Consider the following 18803-nt stretch of genomic DNA (forward strand, 5'->3'; position numbering starts at 1 on the left):
CGTTATGGCCTGTAGCACCTCGCTCGCATGCTTCTTCTCATATCAAGGATCGTGCCATCGGCGATGGTGGGCGAAGCATCAAGCAATACTAGGGACTTGTGCCGATCGATGGAGAATCCATCCATTTCGTGCGTCAAGGACATGGCGCAATGCGTTGTGCCAGACCTGTGCCATGTGCCTCGATGCACAGTCTCAACACATGCACCCGCGCGCGAGGCTGAAGCCGAATCTGATGCGCACGGAATGGCGCGTCAGGCGAAGAAAGTAGGAAATGGTGGATTCAGAGGAAAGATCTATCTGACGCGGAGGTACAGGTCCCCGCATTTAGATCGCAATCGAGGCGGATTCACTGAAGCGGAGCATCCCCTCCGTCACCCAGTGCGGACACATCGTATTCAGCCAGGCGGCGATAGAAGGTTCGCCGGCTCATCCCTAACAACCGTGCGGCTTCCGAGCGATTGCCGCCCGTTTGTTGCAGCGCCCCGACCATGCGAGTCCGTTCATCCTGGCGTTTAAAATGCACATAGGTCGCCGCCGGCTCCGGATTCCGGACCTCCGGCGGAAGATCCTCCACCCGTACCACGGTCCCCTTACAATGAATCAGGGCCGACTCCACTGCACTCTTGAGTTCTCGCACATTGCCGGGCCACGAATGGTTGATGAGGACCTGCAGCGCTTCCGGACTCACCTGTAACACAGGCTTCTCCATCACGGAGCGGAACTGTCCGAGGAAGGCATGGACCAGTAACGGAATGTCGGTGAGCCGTTCCCGGAGCGGGGCGAGTTGGAGTCGAGCCACCTTGATGCGATACAACAGGTCCCGTCTGAACGTGCCTTTTTCCACATCTTCGGCGAGATTGTGGTGTGTCGCCACCACCACCCGCACATCCACCTTGCGCGGCTTGGATTCTCCCAACCGGGTCACTTCACGTTCCTGCAGCACACGCAGGAGGCTGGTCTGCACGGCGGGGGAAATATCGCCGATCTCATCCAGAAATATGGTGCCCCCCTGCGCAGCCTCAAACACGCCTTCCTGATTATCGATCGCCCCCGTGAAGGCCCCCTTCTTATGACCGAAGAGCTGGCTGCCCAGAATCGAGTCGGTAAACCCGGCGCAATTGACGGCCAGAAAAGTGTGGGACGCGCGGCGGCTGGAGAGATGAATTGCGCGGGCCACCAATTCTTTTCCCGTACCGGTTTCGCCTTCGATCAACACGGTCGCATCGACGGCGGCGACCTTCTGGATCTCTTCGTAGAGCACCACCATCGCGGGACTCCGGCCGATCAAGTCATGAAACTTGCCGTGATCGGCCAACTGCGACTGCAAGGCCTGCGCTTGATCTTCCGCCGCGAAGCGCCGTCGCACACTCTCCACCCACTGCTCCGCGATCGTCAACCGCAGCTTCAAGAACTCCACACCGACGGGCTTCACCAGATAGTCGTTGACCCCTGCCTGGAGCGCCGTACGCAAGGATTCCGGGGAGTCATGCCCGGTGATCATGACAATGACACAGCGGTCCCCGCCGGGACTCGATCGGATGGTCCGGCACACCTGCAGGCCGTCCATTCCGCCCCCCCGCAACTCCCAATCGAGCAGCACGAGTTCATAGGGTCGCCGACTGTAGGCCTCCCAGGCCGACTCGCCGTCCGCGCAGGCCGTGACGTCATGTCCACGCGCCTCAATGACCTGTTCGAACAGGCGCCGGATATCGATATGATCTTCCACCAGCAAGACACGCATGGCTTGCTTACTCCTTACACATAGACCAGTTGCAGCCGCTCCAGAAAACGGGTGAGCCTGTGGAGCGCCTCGCGAACGCACACGCCGTCCTTCTGACCCGCCGCCGTCTCCAAGGCTCGTCCATAGGCGCTGATTGCTTCGAGGCCATAGGTCCCCCCGGCCCCCTTAAGGCCATGCCCGATCTCGCGAATCGTCTCAAAATCTCCTCGATCCAATGCGTCCGCAATCTGGATGAGTTCCTGCCGTCGATGCTCCAGGAACCCCGGCATCAGGGATTCAAACTCTGCGCTCACCTGCAACACGACGGTGTCGGCTGACGCATCCGCCGACGACGGCACGACCGGAACGGAAGTTTGGAAATACAGTTGTATGGCTTCCAGCAGGCGGGCCTTTCGGATAGGTTTCGTCAAATGCGTCGTACACCCCGCCTCCAGACTCCGCTGGACTTCACTCTGCAACGCATTGGCCGTCAGCGCCAGAATCGGTACCGGACTCCGGCCCTGCGCCTGCTCCCACGACCGAATCGCCCTCGTCGCGGCATACCCATCCAGCACGGGCATCTGAATATCCATCAGAACCAGGTCGTACGAGCCCCGCTGGAACATCTCGACGGCAAGTTGGCCGTTGGCCGCGGTCTCAACCCGATGAGGCGTCGATTTAAAATAGAACTCCATCATGCGGCGGTTGTCGACAAAGTCTTCGGCCAACAAGACCTTCAGCCCCGGCATGTCCCCGGTCGAATCCGGCGGCTGAGACAGCAGCGCATTGCCCTCAGCCAACGCCACCTTGCCGATCACCGCCATCATACCGTTGAACAAATCCGATCGTCGAAACGGTTTCGTGAGATAGCGCACCACCCCGCACTCACGGGCTCGCGCCTGGTCACCGGCGCGCCGCTCCGAGGTCAACATGATAATGGATACTCCTGCCAGGCCCGGAGTACGTGCAACCGTCTCCGCGACCTGCCACCCGCTGAGTTTCGGCATGCGCACATCCAAGATCACCAACCGATACGGCACTCCGGCCTTCGACGCGCGACGCAGCTCAAACAGGGCCTCCTCGCCACCAGGGACCTCGGCCGCGGGAATGCCCCATCCCGCCAGCGTTTCCCGCACAATCAGGCGGTTGGTCGCATTGTCGTCCACGATCAAGGTCCGCAAGCTCGCCAATTGCTCCCACTGCGCCGGCGGGACCGCCGGCGCCGGCTGAACATGCACAGCAAACTTGGCCGTGAAGCTGAACGTACTCCCTCTGCCCAGTTCGCTGTCCACCCACATCTTGCCGCCCATCCGCTCAACCAGTCGTCGGGAAATCGTCAACCCGAGCCCGGTGCCGCTGTACGGCCGGGTCGTTGAGGAATCCACCTGGGTAAATCGTTCGAAGATGGCAGTCAACTTGTCTGTGGGAATTCCGATGCCGGTATCCCGCACCGTAAACAGGATGGTCCCGGGGCCGTCCGCCTGCGGGTCCCGTTCCACACGCAACACCACTTCGCCTTCATCGGTGAACTTGATGGCATTGCCCAACAGGTTGAGCAACACCTGCCGGAGACGATTCGGATCGCCCACCAGCGACGTCGGCACATCCGGCTGAATCTGGTAGGCTAACTCCAGGTTTTTCTCGCTGGCGCGCACGGCAACCAGTTCAGCCGCCCGTTGCACCAGGTCGTTGAGATCAAAGTCCACCAAATCCAGATCCAAGTGGCCGGCTTCGATTTTTGACAGATCCAGCACATCGTTGATCAGGCTGAGCAGGTTGCTCCCGGCATCGCGAAAAATCTGCACATACTCCCGCTGATCCTCGTTCAAGGGTGTTTCCGACAACAGATCCGCCATGCCGACGATCGCATTCATCGGCGTCCTGATCTCGTGGCTCATGGTCGCCAGGAAGTCGCTCTTGGCCCGGTTCGCGAACTCGGCCGCCTCCTTCGCCGTCATGAGCGCATTTTCAGCCTCCAACCGTTGTTTCGCTTCGTAGGCCAGGGTCACCAGATTCCCGACGGACGTGGCGAACTGCACTTCTTCTCGCGTCCACTCGCGCGGCACACCGACCCGCTCATGGCAGACCACGCCGGCCAATCGACCGCCGAAGAAAATGGGCACGTCCAACAACGAAGCGATTCCGAGAGCCCCGAGATAGGGCTGCACCAATTCGCTCGTGCGCGGATCAGCGGCAACATCATGTGCATCGACCACTTGCTCCTGGAGCAATTCGGCGAAGTAGCGAGGGTACTCGACCACATTCAATCGTTGCCCCCGTGAATGCCGCGCCTGACCTTGCTCATACAGTTCCACACAGTCCATTATGGTTCCGGTTCGATCCAGCAACCAGACACTCGCCCGATCCACGGCCAGCACCAGTGCCGACGTCTGCATCAGTTCTTCCAGCGCCGACTGCCAGTCTCCCGACCCGATATGCTGGCTTTTTGTCAGCCGCATCAACGCATGTTGGTGAGCCTGCAGCACTGCTTGACTGCGACGCAACGCCGCCTCCGCTTCCGTACGTCTCGTGATGTCCAGCACGAGGGTGAGCACGCAGGTCTCTCGGCCGATGCAGACCGGCTCGACATTGAACAGCCCGTGCCGCACCTCGCCGGATTTCGTGCGGAACTCTTTTTCCAGATGTCGCAAAAACCCGTCTCGCCTCAATATCTCGGCCAAGTGCCGGCGATCCTCCGGATTCACCCAGATTCCGATGTCGAGCGAGGACATGCCGATCAGCTCTTCACGGGAAAATCCGGACACCCGCACGAACGCCTCATTCACGTCGAGCACCCGGCCGTCCTCAAGTCGGCTGATCGCCATCCCGGCCGGACTGCTGTGAAACGCCTTGGAAAACCGCTCCTCGCTTTCGCGCAACGCCTGCTCGACACCTTTCCGCTCGGTGATATCCCGGGCCACCACTTGAAAGCCGCTGACGACGCCCCCCTCCAGTAACAGCTGCGTATGTTGCCCCAACCACACTTCTCGACCGTCCTTGGTAGCCACCGGCACCTCATAGACGGTACGGGGCGTTTTACGGATAAACTGGCGGCCATAGAACCGCTCGGCTTGCGGACGGCACTGCGGCAGCACGATCTCTAAGTAATGCCGACCGAGCAACTCCTCCGGAAGATAGCCCAGGACACGAAGCGAGGTCGGGTTACAGTAGGTGAACCTCCCGGCGGCATCGGTCCGATAGATGATATCGCCGGCCTGCTCCACCAACGCGCGGTATCGGTCTTCGCTTTCTCGTCTCGCCTCCTCAGCCTGTGTCCTCGCCGTGACATCCAGGTGAATGCCGGTCATCCGGATCATCCGCCCCTGCTCATCAAATACTCCCGCGCCCAGCGAAGAGATCCAGCGATAGGACCCGTCGTGATGCCGGAGGCGATGGTCCAGACGATACTGTTTGGTATATCCTTCCTGAAACAACGTGACCGTCGCCAGCGCCCGCGTGCGATCGTCAGGGTGAAGACGCGCCTCCCAGTCGGCGACCGTCGCCCCGATTTCCGATTCGGCGCACCCAAGCTGGCTTTTCCAGCGCGGGGAATAGTAGGCGGTGTGTTCCTGCAGATCCCACTCCCACACCCCAACATCCGCACCTTCCGCGGCCAGTTCGAACCGCTCCCGACTCTCGCGCAGCTCGGCCTCTATCTGCCGCTGCTCAGCCAATTGAGCCGTCAGCCGGCCGTTGGCGGAAACCAGATTCTTCGTCTGCTCCGCCACTCGCAGCTCCAGACGACTATTGGCGGAACGAAGTGCGTCCTCGGCTTCACGCCGCTGCGACAGCAGGTAGGCTGCCCCCCAAATCACGACGGTACCCAGGGCACGACTGAACATCACCGTCGTCACATCGACACCGGGAGGCGCCAGCCACAATCCTCCGGCAAGTAAGACCGTGCATACCGAGGCATATCGCAGGGGAGCCGCAGGCGGGGCCAGTCGCGAACTCAGCCAGAGCGGGAACAGGTACAAAAGCCACATCCCATGCCCCAGCGGAATCGCCGCATCCAACACGAAGACTCCCGCAGTGACCAGGGAAATCGCAGCCAGCATCCTTAGAATCGTCTCCTCCGAACTCCGCACGAATAACGGATTCGCAAGTCGGTCTCGCCCAAATCCATCGGTAAGATACGCCCATGACTCACTGAGGTAAACCCCGGCAATCGGCCCTAGTACGGCCCTACTCCCTGGAGCAGTAATCAGAAGAGGTTGAAAGCGAAACCGTCACGTTCACGGCAGACAAGCACGCGATCACATCATGTGAGACCAGGAGAAGGGAAGGGGGTTATGAGTCGGTCGACTCCTGCATGCGGCTCCGGATCACGGAGGGGGCTTGCCTGACGGACCGATGTAACGGGACGGAACTACGATTTGAGGAGGTAGGGCTCCCAGAAGGCGCGATCATACCGCGGCCAGGCATGGCAACCGAAAGGTAGTCGGCGATTGTTGAGCTCAAAGCAATGCCTGGGAACAACCTCGAAAGCGAACCGAAGCCCCATGTCGAACGAGGCGACCTTAAACTGATCGTCATATCGCACCGCCTCGTCGGACCAGAAATGATCTTCATTTTTGGTTCCATCGGGACGTAGATGCCATTGCGCGACCTGTCGCTTCACCCCATTGAACCGTTTGATATATTTGAACCACTTCCTTGGCAGATACACCCCTCGGATGTACCAGGGCGTCCCCGAAACGACTCGCTGCCAATACACATCAGGATGAATCCAATATTGTTCCGACGAGAGCACGCGCAGAAAACTCGAGACTTTTCGGAGAGACAACCCGCCGTTTCCGACACGCGGCGTCCCCACCCAGGGGCTGTCGGCACATTGCACCCACGGTGCGCCGATATAATCGACATCAGTGGCGCACCATTCCAACAACTGATCCGAAAACACCAGGGCATCGAGCTGATAAATGAGAATATAACGATACTTCCGGAACGACTCGTAAAAGGCAGGCGACAGCATCAGTTTCCCATTTGCAATCGCACTCCCGAAATAGCCGTCGTCGAACCGTTGAATCTGGTAGCCCGGCCGCTCAATCTCCAGACTCCGCGGCACCGCCAGAAATTTGTCGTACCGGCCGAGAACATGCTCCAGATGGCGAAACGAGATTTCTTCGTCCGGGGTAAATTGCGCCCTGTTATAGGCGGGCACCACCACCGCGACGCTTCCTCTGTCGAGCACACCGTCCTGCGATATCATCATCCGCCCTCACCTCGCCTACGTGGCAATATCAGCATCAGCCGCTTCGATCATACCGTGCAGTTCCATCGTGGTCGTGGTCTTGCCCCTCTCAGGACCGACGGGCGACTGATGCATGCGCAGTGACAGGCCGCACCCTGTCCGAGCCAGGCCGCGCAACGGCCCGCACCACATGAACAATCGGCCAGGTTATGCCACTCCGTCGAAGGCCCCAGTCCGGACTATTCATGAATGCCGTCGCGAGACGTTCGAGACGGAAGCCCGCCGAGGCTGCTCGCACGTAAGGCCGACGCAGGCGTACTGGCAGTCCGTCGAGGAGGCCGAACGAGAACAGCCTCGCCGAGCGGGAGGATCGGACGCCGGAGCAGGTATTCATGAATAGTCCGGGCTAGGATCGAAAGCGGCCTTCAGGGAGATTGCAGCGGGTTCGGCTGAGGATTGTCGCACCGCATCCATGGCGCGCTGCACGGCGAGTCCGTCATGAAAGGACGCATCGATCTCCCCATTCAAACTTCCGCGAAGACAGGCCTCGACAAAACTGTGCATCATGCGGGAAAGACAATGAGGTTGGCCATCCGAGGCCTGGACCGGCAACGGTACGACTTCCCAGCCGGGTTGCGACGGGCGTGAGATTGTCAAGACATCCACCGACCCACGGCTCAATGAAGCCTTCAGGGCTCCCTGTCGCCCGACCAACTCGATGTACGCTTTGTCGCCGGAATTCGGGGTCGCGCGACTCGCAAACAACTGTCCCTGAATCCCACCTCGACAGGTAAACGCCGCCGATGCGATGTCGTCGGTTTCCACATGAGCGAGCGCGCCGGTTCTCGCATCGATCCGTTTCCGTGGAACCAGAATGGTATTTCCTGAAACGGCCTCGATCGGCCCGAGCACAAATCCGACAAGGTCAAAGAGGTGGGACCCAACGTCGTACAATACCCCGGCTCCGGCGGAATCGAGGTGTTCGCGAAAACCAATCTTCGAACCAGGTCTCAAGCCGTCCCAGGAATCATAGTGCACCGCCACATAATACGGCTCGCCGATCTCCCCGTTCAAAAGCCGGCGCTTCAGCTCCTGCACACCGTACAAGTAGCGATACGTGAACGCGGTCTGGTGAACCTTGCCGCTCGGCTCCGCGGCCCGAAGCATGTCAGCTGCTTCCTCCGTGTTCATCCCGAGGGGTTTTTCACAGAACACGTGCTTGCCGGCAGCAAATGCGGCCTGGGCCTGACGGGCGTGCACTACATTCGGGGTTGCAATCGTGACTGCATCGATGTCAGGCCGTGCGCAAACCTCCTCATAGTCGAGCGATACTTCCGGCACACCCAACCGCTGCGCCGCCGCGCGGGTCCGTGCCGAATCTCGCCCACAGAGGACCACAACCTCCGCTTCCGGATGCGACTGCACGCCGGGCACATGACAGCTTTCGGCAAACGCTCCGGCCCCGATAACGCCCACTCTTAATTTGGTCATTCCGCCACCTTGCAAAAAATGTCACATCTGACGCGACGGAATCAGATCCCCTCGCGACAGGTCGGCGACAACCGTGTACGGTATGCTCACACAGGATGAGAGCCATGGCAGGCATCTGGGCTCACTGGTTCACTCTAGCGGATTACCGGAGGCGTGTCGAGACTGCTGCTTTATGGGAGTGAGAACTGCGTAGATGAACCGATGACACCGCAAACGCATGCTGTACCTGTTTATGCGGCGGGAAGAAGCTATCCGCCGGCGTGTTTGAGTCGGGCCGATTGCCAACCGACCAACCAGACACCGGCCAGGATGAGCGCAATGCCCACGATCTCGCGGACGCCGATCGCCTCACCCAACACCAGCGCAGACAGAAGCAGAGCCGATACCGGGATGAGATTCACGAACACGCCGGCCCGCGAAGGACCCACCCCTTGCACCCCGTACAACCAGGCCTGCTGCCCCAATGCCGTAGCGAACACGATCAGATACCCTAAAGCCACCCACCCGGAGACCGGGACCACACTCGCTCCGGTCAACAGCAACTTCTGATCGGTCCACAGCAGAGGAATCTGCAACAAGAGGGACAGCAGCAGCGTTGTCCAGTTGACGGTGAGCGGAGAGAGCCGCTCCATCACCTGGCGACCACCGATGGAATACAACGCCCAACTCACCAATCCCAACAACACCAGTGTGCCGCCCAGCCAGGGATTGTCCCCGCTCGGCGCCTCCCCTCCGACACCGGACACGAGTGCGACTCCGGCAAAGGAGACCGCACAACCGGCCGCCACCGTGTTGAATGGAATGTCTCGCACGAGAAGAGACGACAGCAACGCCGTAATGGCCGGGCTGGCGCCGATAATGACGCCGGCGGTCGCTGCGCCGATATACCGTAGGCCGAAGAGGGTCAGAAGATGATTGCCCAACACCCCGAGCCCCAGCAGCATCAACAGCCTGAGATCGCGAGCAGTCCATGTCGTACGACCGCCCTCGCTCCACCACCACAGAGGAATCAGGATCACCAGCGCGCCGAAGCCGCGCAGCAAGGACGTTTCTACTGCCGAAAACGCGCCAAGCGCCAGCTTCTGTCCCACAATGGACCCGCCCCAAACCAGCGCCGAGGTGGTCAACGCGGCATAGGCGGCGAATACCGATGGTTTCTGCATGGACGCAATTCCTCAATCGACGACACACGTGGGTTGCCACGGGCCGCGAGCACCGGATGCTAGGCGAATGGTGTCGGGGTGATGATCCAAATACCGTCCCGGATGGTCGCCAACACAGCAGACACCCGCTGGTCTGTCCTGACGACCCGGTTGAGTTCCTGAATTGCAGCAGTACGGTCGTCAGGCGGCGGTTCGAGCAACACGTCGCCGTCCCACAACACATTGTCGATGAGAATGACCCCGCGCGGGGACAACAACTCCATCGCGCGGCGATAGTAATTCACGTAGTTGAGTTTGTCGGCGTCGATAAAAATGAGATCAAAAGGGCCCGTGAGTCCCGCCATCGTCTCCAAAGCCGGCCCCATACGGATCTCGACCTTTCGACCATGGGGGGATTGCGCAAAAAACCGTCGAGCAACCGCCGCGGACGCGTCATCGACTTCGCACGTCGTGACCTGCCCCTGCTCGGGCAGCGCTTCCGCGAAACACAGTGCGCTATAGCCCGTGAACATGCCGATTTCCAGCACTCGCGTGGCCTGCACCAGGCGGGTCATCATATGCAAGAACGCCCCTTCGAGGGGCCCCACCAGCATACGCGCAAACTCCATCGTCCGTTCGGTCTCCTCGCGAAGCGCGCGGCGGACGGGAGTTTCGGGCAATGAATAGGCCGCCGCGTAGGCATCAATTTTCGGCAACACGAGATCGGTCATTGGTTTCACTCCGGCAGAGAGTTGTGCGACAATTCGCACCGGCCGCGGGATCATACCATGGACGTGCCCGGAGAAGGAGCCTGAAGGTGAAGACACTGGCGACATTGGAACCCTTGACGACACGTTTGTTGGAAATCCGTCGCATCCAGAGCGCGGCCGCAGTTCTCTCGTGGGACCAGGAGACGTATATGCCCGCCGGCGGCGGGGCGGCGCGCGCGGAGCAGATCGCGACGCTCGAAGGTCTTGCCCATCAAAGACTCGTGTCCGCTGAGCTCGAAACGCTGCTCACCGAATGGATCGACCCCGCGACCGGACAGGCCGCCGACAGTTGGGATGAACCCTCCCGGTCGCTGTTGCGGGAAACCTGGCGCGACTTCAGCCGGGCCAAGAAACTTCCATCCGACTTTGTGATCCGCCTCAGCCGCGAGTGTTCCTTGGCCCAGCAGGCCTGGGTGACGGCACGGGAAGAAAGTCGGTTTTCAAAATTTCTGCCCTCACTGAAGATTATCCTGGACCTCAAACGTGATGAGGCTCGGTATTTAGGGTATCGAAACTCGCCCTACGATGCGCTCTTGGATACGTATGAGCCGGGTGCCACCATCGCTCAACTCGCGCCGCTGTTCACACAATTACGGGAACGCCTTGTCCCGCTCTTACGGCGCGTTCAGGCCAGTCACGTCACCATCGACGACCGTTGCCTGCACCAGAGTTTCGACCAATCCAAGCAGGTGGAATTCGGTCGGCTTGTGCTGACCGCCATGGGCTATGACTTCGAGCGTGGGCGCCTCGATCTCTCGGCCCATCCCTTCACGACCTCTTTTCATCCGACCGATGTCCGGGTCACGACACGGGTCTTCGAGAAAGATCTGCCGTCGTGCCTGTTTAGTTGCATCCATGAAGGGGGCCATGGCCTGTACGATCAAGGCTTGGATCCTCGCTATTATGGCTCGCCCCTCGGCGAATCCGTGTCACTCGGCTTTCACGAAAGCCAGTCCCGCCTGTGGGAAAATTGTGTCGGCCGGTCCCGTGCGTTCTGGCACTGCTTCTACCCGATGTTGCAGCACACGTTCCCGCAACAGTTGGCGGACGTGCCTCTCGACCGGTTCTATGCGGCCATCAACCGGGCCACCCCCTCGCTGATCCGCGTCGAAGCCGACGAATTGACCTATAACTTGCACATCATGTTACGCGTCGAAATCGAGCAGGCCCTTATTGAGGGACGAGCAGAACCGGATGATCTGCCCGGCCTTTGGAACGAGAAAATGCAGTCGTATTTGGGTATTGTGCCGGAACGGGATGCCGAGGGGGTCTTGCAGGATGTGCATTGGTCGATGGGCGCCTTCGGATATTTCCCGACCTACACCTTGGGCAACCTGTATTCCGTGCAATTCTTCGAACAGGCCACACTCGAACTTCCGCAGCTGGAGGAGGAGATGAGAGCAGGACACCTCTTGCCTCTGCGGCGATGGCTCGAGCAGAAAATCCACCGCTGGGGACGGATGTTCACACCCGACCATCTGGCACGACGGGTGACGGGTAGCGGGGTGAACCCCGAGCCGTTTCTCCGTTATCTCGAAACGAAATACGCGGAGCTATACCGACTCTGATCTGTGAGCCGCTTTTCACTACCCTCCCATAGCCCACTACCCCCTGCGTCTCCCCACGACGCCCTTTCTTTTACTCAAGGATTACGACAGGTCAGGCACACCTCTAGGGCCACAACAGGGCCCTTTAGCTCTATTCGACCAATCGGTCTTCGTGGTACTACTCCGCCCCACATGAAATAGGAAATTTCTCTTAGTTTCTTACCCTGCTCCAGGGGATGAATCGGCTGAGCACGTGGGATTAGGAATCGAAAGACAAGTCCTTGGACTTTCCCGTTGGCCCGAATGGGTTCCGGCAGAACAAGGTCTTCAGCATCGATGTCCGAGTCAGTGGCTGCCACGACTAGACGACATGCAGGAGCCTATCGAGTGTTCTCTCCGCGTACGACCCAGACATTGACCGCCCCCCACGACGACACCGACTTGAGGGCGGATCGGACCATTCTCTGTGCTCGGCCGGAAACGGGCAGAGTGGAATTCCGGGGTGCTCCATGAGCGGAACGCTGGCCGTGGATGCATGCCAAGAGTCGCACCCGGCGAAAGCCGAAGTCCGAATTCTGCTCGCGGATGACCACGCCTTACTCCGTCGCGGCCTGCGAGAGTTCCTACGGGACTTCCTCGTTGAGGACGGACTGACGCCCGACATTGTCGAAACAGCCTCTGCCCGCCATGCAATCGATCACATTCGCACAGGCACCTGGGATCTCGTCATCCTGGACTTGAATCTGCCGGACATGCCGGGACTCGAAATCCTGCGCATTCTCAAATCGTTGCGGCCGGCCCTGCCTGTCCTGGTTGTCAGCATTTATGCCGAAGAACATTACTCGGCTCGTGCCATTCGAGCCGGTGCACTCGGATACCTGACAAAAGAGCGAGGGCCGCAGGAACTTCGGATGGCGGTCTCACGCATCCTTCAGGGTGGACATTACCTGCCGCCTCCCGAAACCGAACACAACCAGGACGAGGGACCGCACCGAAACCTCTCCTCCACCGACACCCTCCCGGCAACACTCTCGGATCGCGAAATTGAAGTACTGCAGTGGATCGCACAGGGACGACGCCTGACGGAGATCGCGGAACATCTCAATTTGAGCATCAAGACGGTGAGCACCTACCGTTCGCGGCTCCTCATCAAATTAGGAATGAGAACCACGGCAGAATTGATTCGCTACGCCCTGGACCAGCAGTTGGTCTGACACTGAAAGATGATCGCGTTGACCGACCCGGCACAACAATTCTCTGCAAGCGGACGGGCACCTGGGATCGGTCGGCATAGACTCCCGCAGCCGCCGGTCAGTACACCCTGCACCCTCTCATCGGAGGACTATGGCCAATATTCTGATCATCAATGCCGACGCGAATCTGAAGCGGCTTATCAAGCTGGCCTTACCGGGCATGGAACATTTTGTTCAACACAGTGCGACCTTGCAGACCGCCGGCGCTCAGTCCACGTCGTCCAAGCTCGACCTGGTGATCAGTCGCTTCGTCGCGGACGACGATCAAGGGCCGGAAGACCTAATGGAACTTCGCAAAACCTTTCCGAGCGCTCGCCTGATCGTCACAGCAGCGCTACACGATCCCGCACTCGAAGGCGAGAAACTTCAGCGCGTCGTCCGCGAACTCCACATCGAGTATTGTTTGCTGGAACCGATTGAGACCGGTGCCATGCTCCATACGATCCAGGCGGCGCTCGCCCTTCCGAAACGACCCTAGATCGACCCATTTTCACCGGTCGCCCGCCACCCAACCGCTGCCACAACACGTCAGCGCCAACGACCTACCGGACCGGGAGCCTCCGGTTCAGTATCCCATGGCCGTGTTGAGCTTCGCCAACTGGCTTGGAGGCAGGAGAAACTCCGCCGACGCTTCGATGCGGGCAGGAACCAGCAGCGTGGTGTGGAACACAATATCGCGGATGGGAATCTTGAAATCGGGTTGCTGCGGGGTACTGAGTTCGACGGATTCGACGGACTGCGTAATGGCAGTGACATCCTGCGGCCCGTAGGTGGTGATCACCGCCTGCATGAGGTCACGAATTTTCTCATTGGTTTCATTTCCGTCGATGCCTTTCATCAGCAGAGGAAGGACCTCGTCGCGAACCTGGTCGGACGGGCTGAAGTTTTCGACCCGTTCCTTGCGTCGAAGGGACGTCAAGTCATTGTCCAGATCGCGGCTGAAGGCGCCATAGGCAAACCGGACGAACTCGAAATGAAACCCCTTCATCCCCTTTCCAAACATCTGCAGTTCGCACAGGAAACAGAGCTGCTGCAGCTTGACGTCACTCAACAAGCCATAGGGCTCGGCCAGCGATAAGGCATACAGCAGTAGCACTCGATCGATCGTCATTTCGTGAGATTTGCGCACCTATTGAATCTCCTCTGAATCGTCCACAACCGGCAGGACTATAAACAGGCAGGTTTCGGTTCGTCAATTGATGATCGTACCGGCCGGATCCCCTCTTGACCCGCCGAGGCACTTTCGTCTTTAATGGGCGTCTTTCATGCCGGTTCACGCGCCATGAGCAAGACTCTCAAAGAAATGGACGTGCTTCGCCAGCACCTGGCCAAGCATCAGTTGAAGCTGACTCGTCAACGCGAACTCATCCTGACGGCGTTCCTGCGACAAGAACACGTCACGGCCGAGACGATGTATCATCAGCTGGCGAAGAAAGATCCCCACCTCGGACTCGCCACGATTTACCGCACGCTGAATCTCTTCTGCGAAGCAGGCATCGCCCAAGCCCGCCACTTCGGCACCCAGACGCAATACGACAATATCTCGCATAAGGGCCATCACGACCATCTCATCTGCACCGGCTGTGGGACTATTGTAGAGTTCGAGAATTGCGAGATTGAACGGCTACAGGAAGAGGTCGCGACCAAGAACGGCTTTGTGATCCAAACCCACCGGCTGGAGCTGTACGGCCTCTGTGCGCGCTGCCGCCATTGACGAATCGCTTCCGCATCCAGTACTATCTTGAGACGGCTTATCAATTTCAACTAGGATGGCCATTACAGGCTGTCCCCACTCTGGAGGCACGCCGCATGGCTTCATCCTGTCGCACATTTTTGGCGCTGACGCTACTCCTCGGGGCGCTGACGTTTTTGCAGTGGGCCACCGGAACCGCGGAGGCCGCCGAGAAACTTGTCGTCTATTCGGGTCGCGCAGAACGGCTCATTAAGCCGGTGCTGGATGAATTTCAGGCCAAGAGTGGCATCCAAATCGAATTGCTGTCGTCGGGCACCACCGAGTTGGTCAACCGCTTACAAGCCGAAGGCGACCATACCCCGGCCGACGTCTTCCTGACGAACGATGCCGGGAGCCTCGAGCATGCCCGGGAACTCAAACTCCTCCGGCCCATGAATATGCGCGAAGTTGAACGAGCCATCCCGTCGCAATTCCGCGCGGCCGACAACAGCTGGATCGGACTCTCAGGCCGCTTCTGGATCGTCGTCTACAACACCAATCTCGTCAAACCCGATCAGATCAAATCACTGTTCGACCTCGCCCAGCCGCAATGGAAAGACAAAATCGCCGTTCCCAATTCCGGTAGCGAATATCTTCAGGCCGGCGTTTCAGTAATCAAAGCCACCTTCGGAGACGAACGGACGAAGCAGTTTCTGCAAGGACTCAAGGCCAATGCGGACACGCAGGTATACCAAAAGAGTTCGCAGATTGTGGACGCCGTCGCGAAGGGGCAGGTCGCGGCAGGCATTGTGAACCACTACTATATCTATCGGCACCTTGCCACGCAGCCCACCGCTCCGATCGCCGCGGTCATGACCGATCAGCAGGAAGGCGGTATGGGCGCCATCATGAACGTGACCGGAATCGGGGTCACCCGCGCGTCCAAACACGTTGAAAGTGCCAAACTCCTGATCGAATTCCTGGTTGCCCAGGCCGGGCAAAAAATGTTCGCGGATCTGGACAAGGAATACCCTCTCCATCCGGACGTGAAAGCCGATCCGACACTCATCGACCGGCGCACGTTCCGTGCGGCGCAAGTCCCCCTGGCTCGACTGGCCGAATTACGCGAGGCCACCCTCACGCTGATCGAACAGGTCGGCCTTCGCTAAGCCCTTGTGTAGCCGCGCATGCTTACCGCCACAAGAGCTCACGCCCCCTCTTCGCTGCAATGGATCAGCCTGATCACTGCCGCATTTCTGGTTCTCCCCACCTGCTACATCATCTATGTGGCGCTCACCGCCGCACCGACCGTGTGGAGCCGTCTCTGGTCGACGCGCATTCCCGAACTTCTCTGGAACACCCTCTCGCTGGCCACCGGCGTCGCTTTGACCACACTGCTGCTGGGCGTCTCCCTCGCCTGGATCACCGTTCGGTACGAATTTCCTGGTCGCCGGGTCTGGGAATGGGCACTCGCCTTACCCCTCGCCATGCCGACCTATGTGCTGGCCTATGTGTATGCCCATCTTCTGGGAATGGGCGGCCCGGTGGAACAAGGGTGGCAGACGCTCATGGGGTCCGACGCGCGACTGCTCTCCCCTCAAAGCTTTGTCGGCGTCACACTGATCATGGCCCTCGACACGTTTCCGTTTGTGTACCTGCTGGTCCGAGGAGCACTGCTGAATCTGAATATCTCCTTCGAGGAAGTGGCACGCGTCTGCGGCGTTTCTCCTTGGAGCACACTCTGGCGCGTCACGCTCCCGCTCATCCGCCCCGCCATTGCCGCAGGACTAGCGCTCGTGATTTTGTATGTGATCTCGGACTTCGGGGCGGTCTCTCTGCTCCGCTACCAGACACTCACGTATGCGGTCTATCAACAGATGACCAGCCGCTACGACCATACGTCCGCCAGCATTCTCAGCCTGCTCCTCGTCGTGATGGCAATCATCTTCCTGGTCACGGAACGATGGTTTCGCCAGCGGAGTCGCTTCTACCAAACATCCGGCCGCTATCGACAAGCGACCCGGCACCACGCCGGCCCCGCTGGAACGGCACTCATCACCGGGTACGTCGTACTCGTGTTCGGAGCCGCATTCGGGATTCCGGCTGTCATGTTGATCCAGTGGAGTATCGAAGCGATTGCACAGGGCGCCCTGGATGCGCGTTTTTTCGGCTTCATCTGGAACAGCAGCTTCCTGTCGGCACTGGCAGCCTGTGGGGCCGTGATCATCGGACTTCCGCTGGCCTACCTCGCCAGCCGCCGTCCTTCGCGACTCAATCTCGCCTGCCTCCAAGCCGCCTATGCCGGCTATGCCTTGCCCGGTCCTGTCGCCGCCCTCGCGGTCCTTGTGCTCTTTACGCACTTCGTGCCGGTCTTGTACGGTACCGTCGCGGTGTTGCTCGTTGCCTACATCCTGCATTTTCTCCCGGTCGGCCTGCAGTCGATGGAGCCGGCTCTCCAACAAGTCACCCCCAATGTGGAAGAGGTGGCACGCACCCTGGGCTGCACGACTCGCCGGACCCTCCGGCGCGTGACCCTTCCGCTCATTCGTAACGGTTTTATTGCGGCCTGGGTCCTGATGTTCCTCCAGACCATGAAGGAACTTCCAGCCACATTGCTGCTGCGGCCGGTAGGATTTGATACACTGGCGATTCGTGTATGGCTCGAAGCCAGCGAGGAGTATTATCAGCTGGCGGCGCCCGCCGCATTGCTGATCGTGCTCCTGAGCCTGCCGGCCTTGCTGCTACTGGTATCCAAGGATTGGCGCGGACGTGACCAAGAGGTCGTTAGTTGAATCCCGTGAACAACTCAGACATCCGCGAGCACCGGGCACAGGGTGCATCTACGATGCCTGACGCCATGGATCTCGCCGCCGAACAGTCTCCCGTCCTTGAACTACGCGGGATCTCCTGCGCCTACGAGCCCAATCGTCCTGCTGTCGAACAGATCACGCTCACGGTCCACCAGGGCGAAATTCTCTGTCTCCTGGGGCCATCCGGGTGCGGAAAAACCACCATTCTCCGCGCGATTGCAGGATTCGAGCGGGTAACCGACGGGAGCATTTCTCTGTCCGGCCGGCTCGTGTCATCGCGCGACGTGATGGTGCCGACTGAACAGCGGCACATCGGCATGGTCTTTCAAGAATACGCGCTGTTTCCACATCTGCGCGTGGAGAAAAATATCGCCTTCGGTCTCAGCCACCTCTCCCGCCCACAGCAGAAGGCCATCGTCGATGACCTCCTCACCCTCACCGGCTTGCGCGGACTGGAACAGCGGTATCCGCATGAGCTCTCAGGGGGACAACAGCAACGCGTCGCGCTCGCCCGCGCCCTCGCCCTGCGCCCGGTGTTGTTGCTGCTCGACGAACCGTTCAGCAATCTCGACCCCGACATGGCGAGCCGTATGCGACAAGATCTCCACGCCCTGCTTCGACAGACCAAGACCACGGCCATCCTTGTCACTCATGACCACGACGAAGCGTTTTCCATGGCCGACCGTGTCGCAGTCCTGAACCGGGGTCGACTGGAGCAATTCGATACCCCTGAAGCGATTTACCACGTCCCCACCACTCCCTTTGTAGCCGACTTCGTCGGACAGGCAGATTTTATCTCCGGGGTCGTGGCCAATGATCTGGTGACCACCGAGATCGGGGAATTCCCCAACACGCAGCATCTCGCGACTGGAACCAGCGTGGTCGTGATGATTCGCCCCGACGACATTCATATCGTCCCGACCAAAGGCGCAGATGCCCATATTCTGGCAAGGCAATTCAAAGGCTCCGAAAATGTGTACACGATTCAGCTCCCCTCCGGACAGATCGTCCACAGCAGCGAATCGTCTCTGAGTATTTATCAGGTTGGCACGGCGATTGCGCTTCGAGTGGTAGCAACCCATACCGTCCTCTTCCCACAACCACCCGAATCGTCAGGAAAAAATGAACCAGGACACGGCAACGCCCCACCCCCGTAAAACCGGACTCAATCCAGGCCTCCATGCCGAGAGCAGGGCGGGGGTGC

General features: G+C 59.6%; 14 protein-coding genes. 7 read left to right on the plus strand and 7 right to left on the minus strand.

Annotated elements, in window-relative coordinates:
• Positions 1-346 precede the first annotated feature (346 nt).
• From NSND_RS08775 to NSND_RS08800, 6 genes are all read right to left on the minus strand, one after another.
• Positions 347-1741, minus strand: coding sequence for a sigma-54-dependent transcriptional regulator (locus NSND_RS08775; RefSeq protein ID WP_080878661.1), 1395 nt, complete (start codon positions 1739-1741; stop codon positions 347-349).
• Positions 1742-1755: 14 nt separating this feature from the next.
• On the minus strand, positions 1756-5778 hold the full coding sequence (locus tag NSND_RS08780; RefSeq protein WP_080878662.1) for a PAS domain S-box protein: 4023 nt from the start codon (positions 5776-5778) through the stop codon (positions 1756-1758).
• 311 nt (positions 5779-6089) lie between these two features.
• Positions 6090-6935 carry a DUF5672 family protein gene (locus tag NSND_RS08785; RefSeq protein ID WP_235000208.1) on the minus strand — a complete coding sequence of 282 codons (846 nt, stop codon included), beginning with the start codon at positions 6933-6935 and terminating at the stop codon, positions 6090-6092.
• A 369-nt stretch (positions 6936-7304) separates the two neighbouring features.
• On the minus strand, positions 7305-8405 hold the full coding sequence (locus NSND_RS08790) for a Gfo/Idh/MocA family protein (RefSeq protein WP_080878663.1): 1101 nt from the start codon (positions 8403-8405) through the stop codon (positions 7305-7307).
• Positions 8406-8653: 248 nt separating this feature from the next.
• A complete protein-coding gene (locus NSND_RS08795) occupies positions 8654-9568 on the minus strand; it encodes a DMT family transporter (RefSeq protein WP_080878664.1) in 915 nt (304 codons plus the stop codon).
• A 59-nt stretch (positions 9569-9627) separates the two neighbouring features.
• Positions 9628-10278 (minus strand): O-methyltransferase, encoded by a 651-nt coding sequence (locus tag NSND_RS08800; protein WP_235000209.1) that lies wholly within the window; start codon positions 10276-10278, stop codon positions 9628-9630.
• 86 nt (positions 10279-10364) lie between these two features.
• On the opposite strand from NSND_RS08800, the gene NSND_RS08805 reads away from it, so the two are divergent.
• The 3 genes from NSND_RS08805 (at position 10365) to NSND_RS08815 (ending at position 13595) form a co-directional block, all read left to right on the plus strand.
• Entirely contained in the window at positions 10365-11885 is a 1521-nt protein-coding gene (locus tag NSND_RS08805; protein WP_080878666.1) for a carboxypeptidase M32, read from the plus strand.
• A gap of 488 nt (positions 11886-12373) precedes the next feature.
• Positions 12374-13078 (plus strand): response regulator, encoded by a 705-nt coding sequence (locus tag NSND_RS08810; protein ID WP_080878667.1) that lies wholly within the window; start codon positions 12374-12376, stop codon positions 13076-13078.
• A gap of 130 nt (positions 13079-13208) precedes the next feature.
• Positions 13209-13595: a DNA-binding transcriptional response regulator gene (locus NSND_RS08815; protein ID WP_080878668.1), complete on the plus strand. Its 387-nt coding sequence runs from the start codon at positions 13209-13211 to the stop codon at positions 13593-13595.
• 87 nt (positions 13596-13682) lie between these two features.
• Here the strand turns inward: NSND_RS08815 and NSND_RS08820 are convergent, their stop codons facing one another.
• Positions 13683-14246, minus strand: a complete 564-nt coding sequence (locus NSND_RS08820) for a hypothetical protein (protein WP_080878669.1) — start codon at positions 14244-14246, stop codon at positions 13683-13685.
• Between the two features lie 153 nt (positions 14247-14399).
• On the opposite strand from NSND_RS08820, the gene NSND_RS08825 reads away from it, so the two are divergent.
• The 4 genes from NSND_RS08825 (at position 14400) to NSND_RS08840 (ending at position 18756) form a co-directional block, all read left to right on the plus strand.
• Entirely contained in the window at positions 14400-14831 is a 432-nt protein-coding gene (locus NSND_RS08825) for a Fur family transcriptional regulator (protein WP_041187027.1), read from the plus strand.
• A gap of 95 nt (positions 14832-14926) precedes the next feature.
• The gene (locus NSND_RS08830) at positions 14927-15958 is read left to right on the plus strand and encodes an extracellular solute-binding protein (protein WP_080878670.1); all 1032 of its coding nucleotides are present in this window, start codon (positions 14927-14929) and stop codon (positions 15956-15958) included.
• Between the two features lie 18 nt (positions 15959-15976).
• Complete coding sequence (locus NSND_RS08835; protein WP_080878671.1) at positions 15977-17581, plus strand: ABC transporter permease; 1605 nt, start codon at positions 15977-15979, stop codon at positions 17579-17581.
• A 53-nt stretch (positions 17582-17634) separates the two neighbouring features.
• Positions 17635-18756, plus strand: coding sequence for an ABC transporter ATP-binding protein (locus NSND_RS08840; RefSeq protein ID WP_235000210.1), 1122 nt, complete (start codon positions 17635-17637; stop codon positions 18754-18756).
• The last annotated feature ends 47 nt before the right edge of the window (positions 18757-18803 follow it).

The organism is Nitrospira sp. ND1 (genome assembly GCF_900170025.1).
Classification (GTDB): Bacteria; Nitrospirota; Nitrospiria; order Nitrospirales; family Nitrospiraceae; genus Nitrospira_A.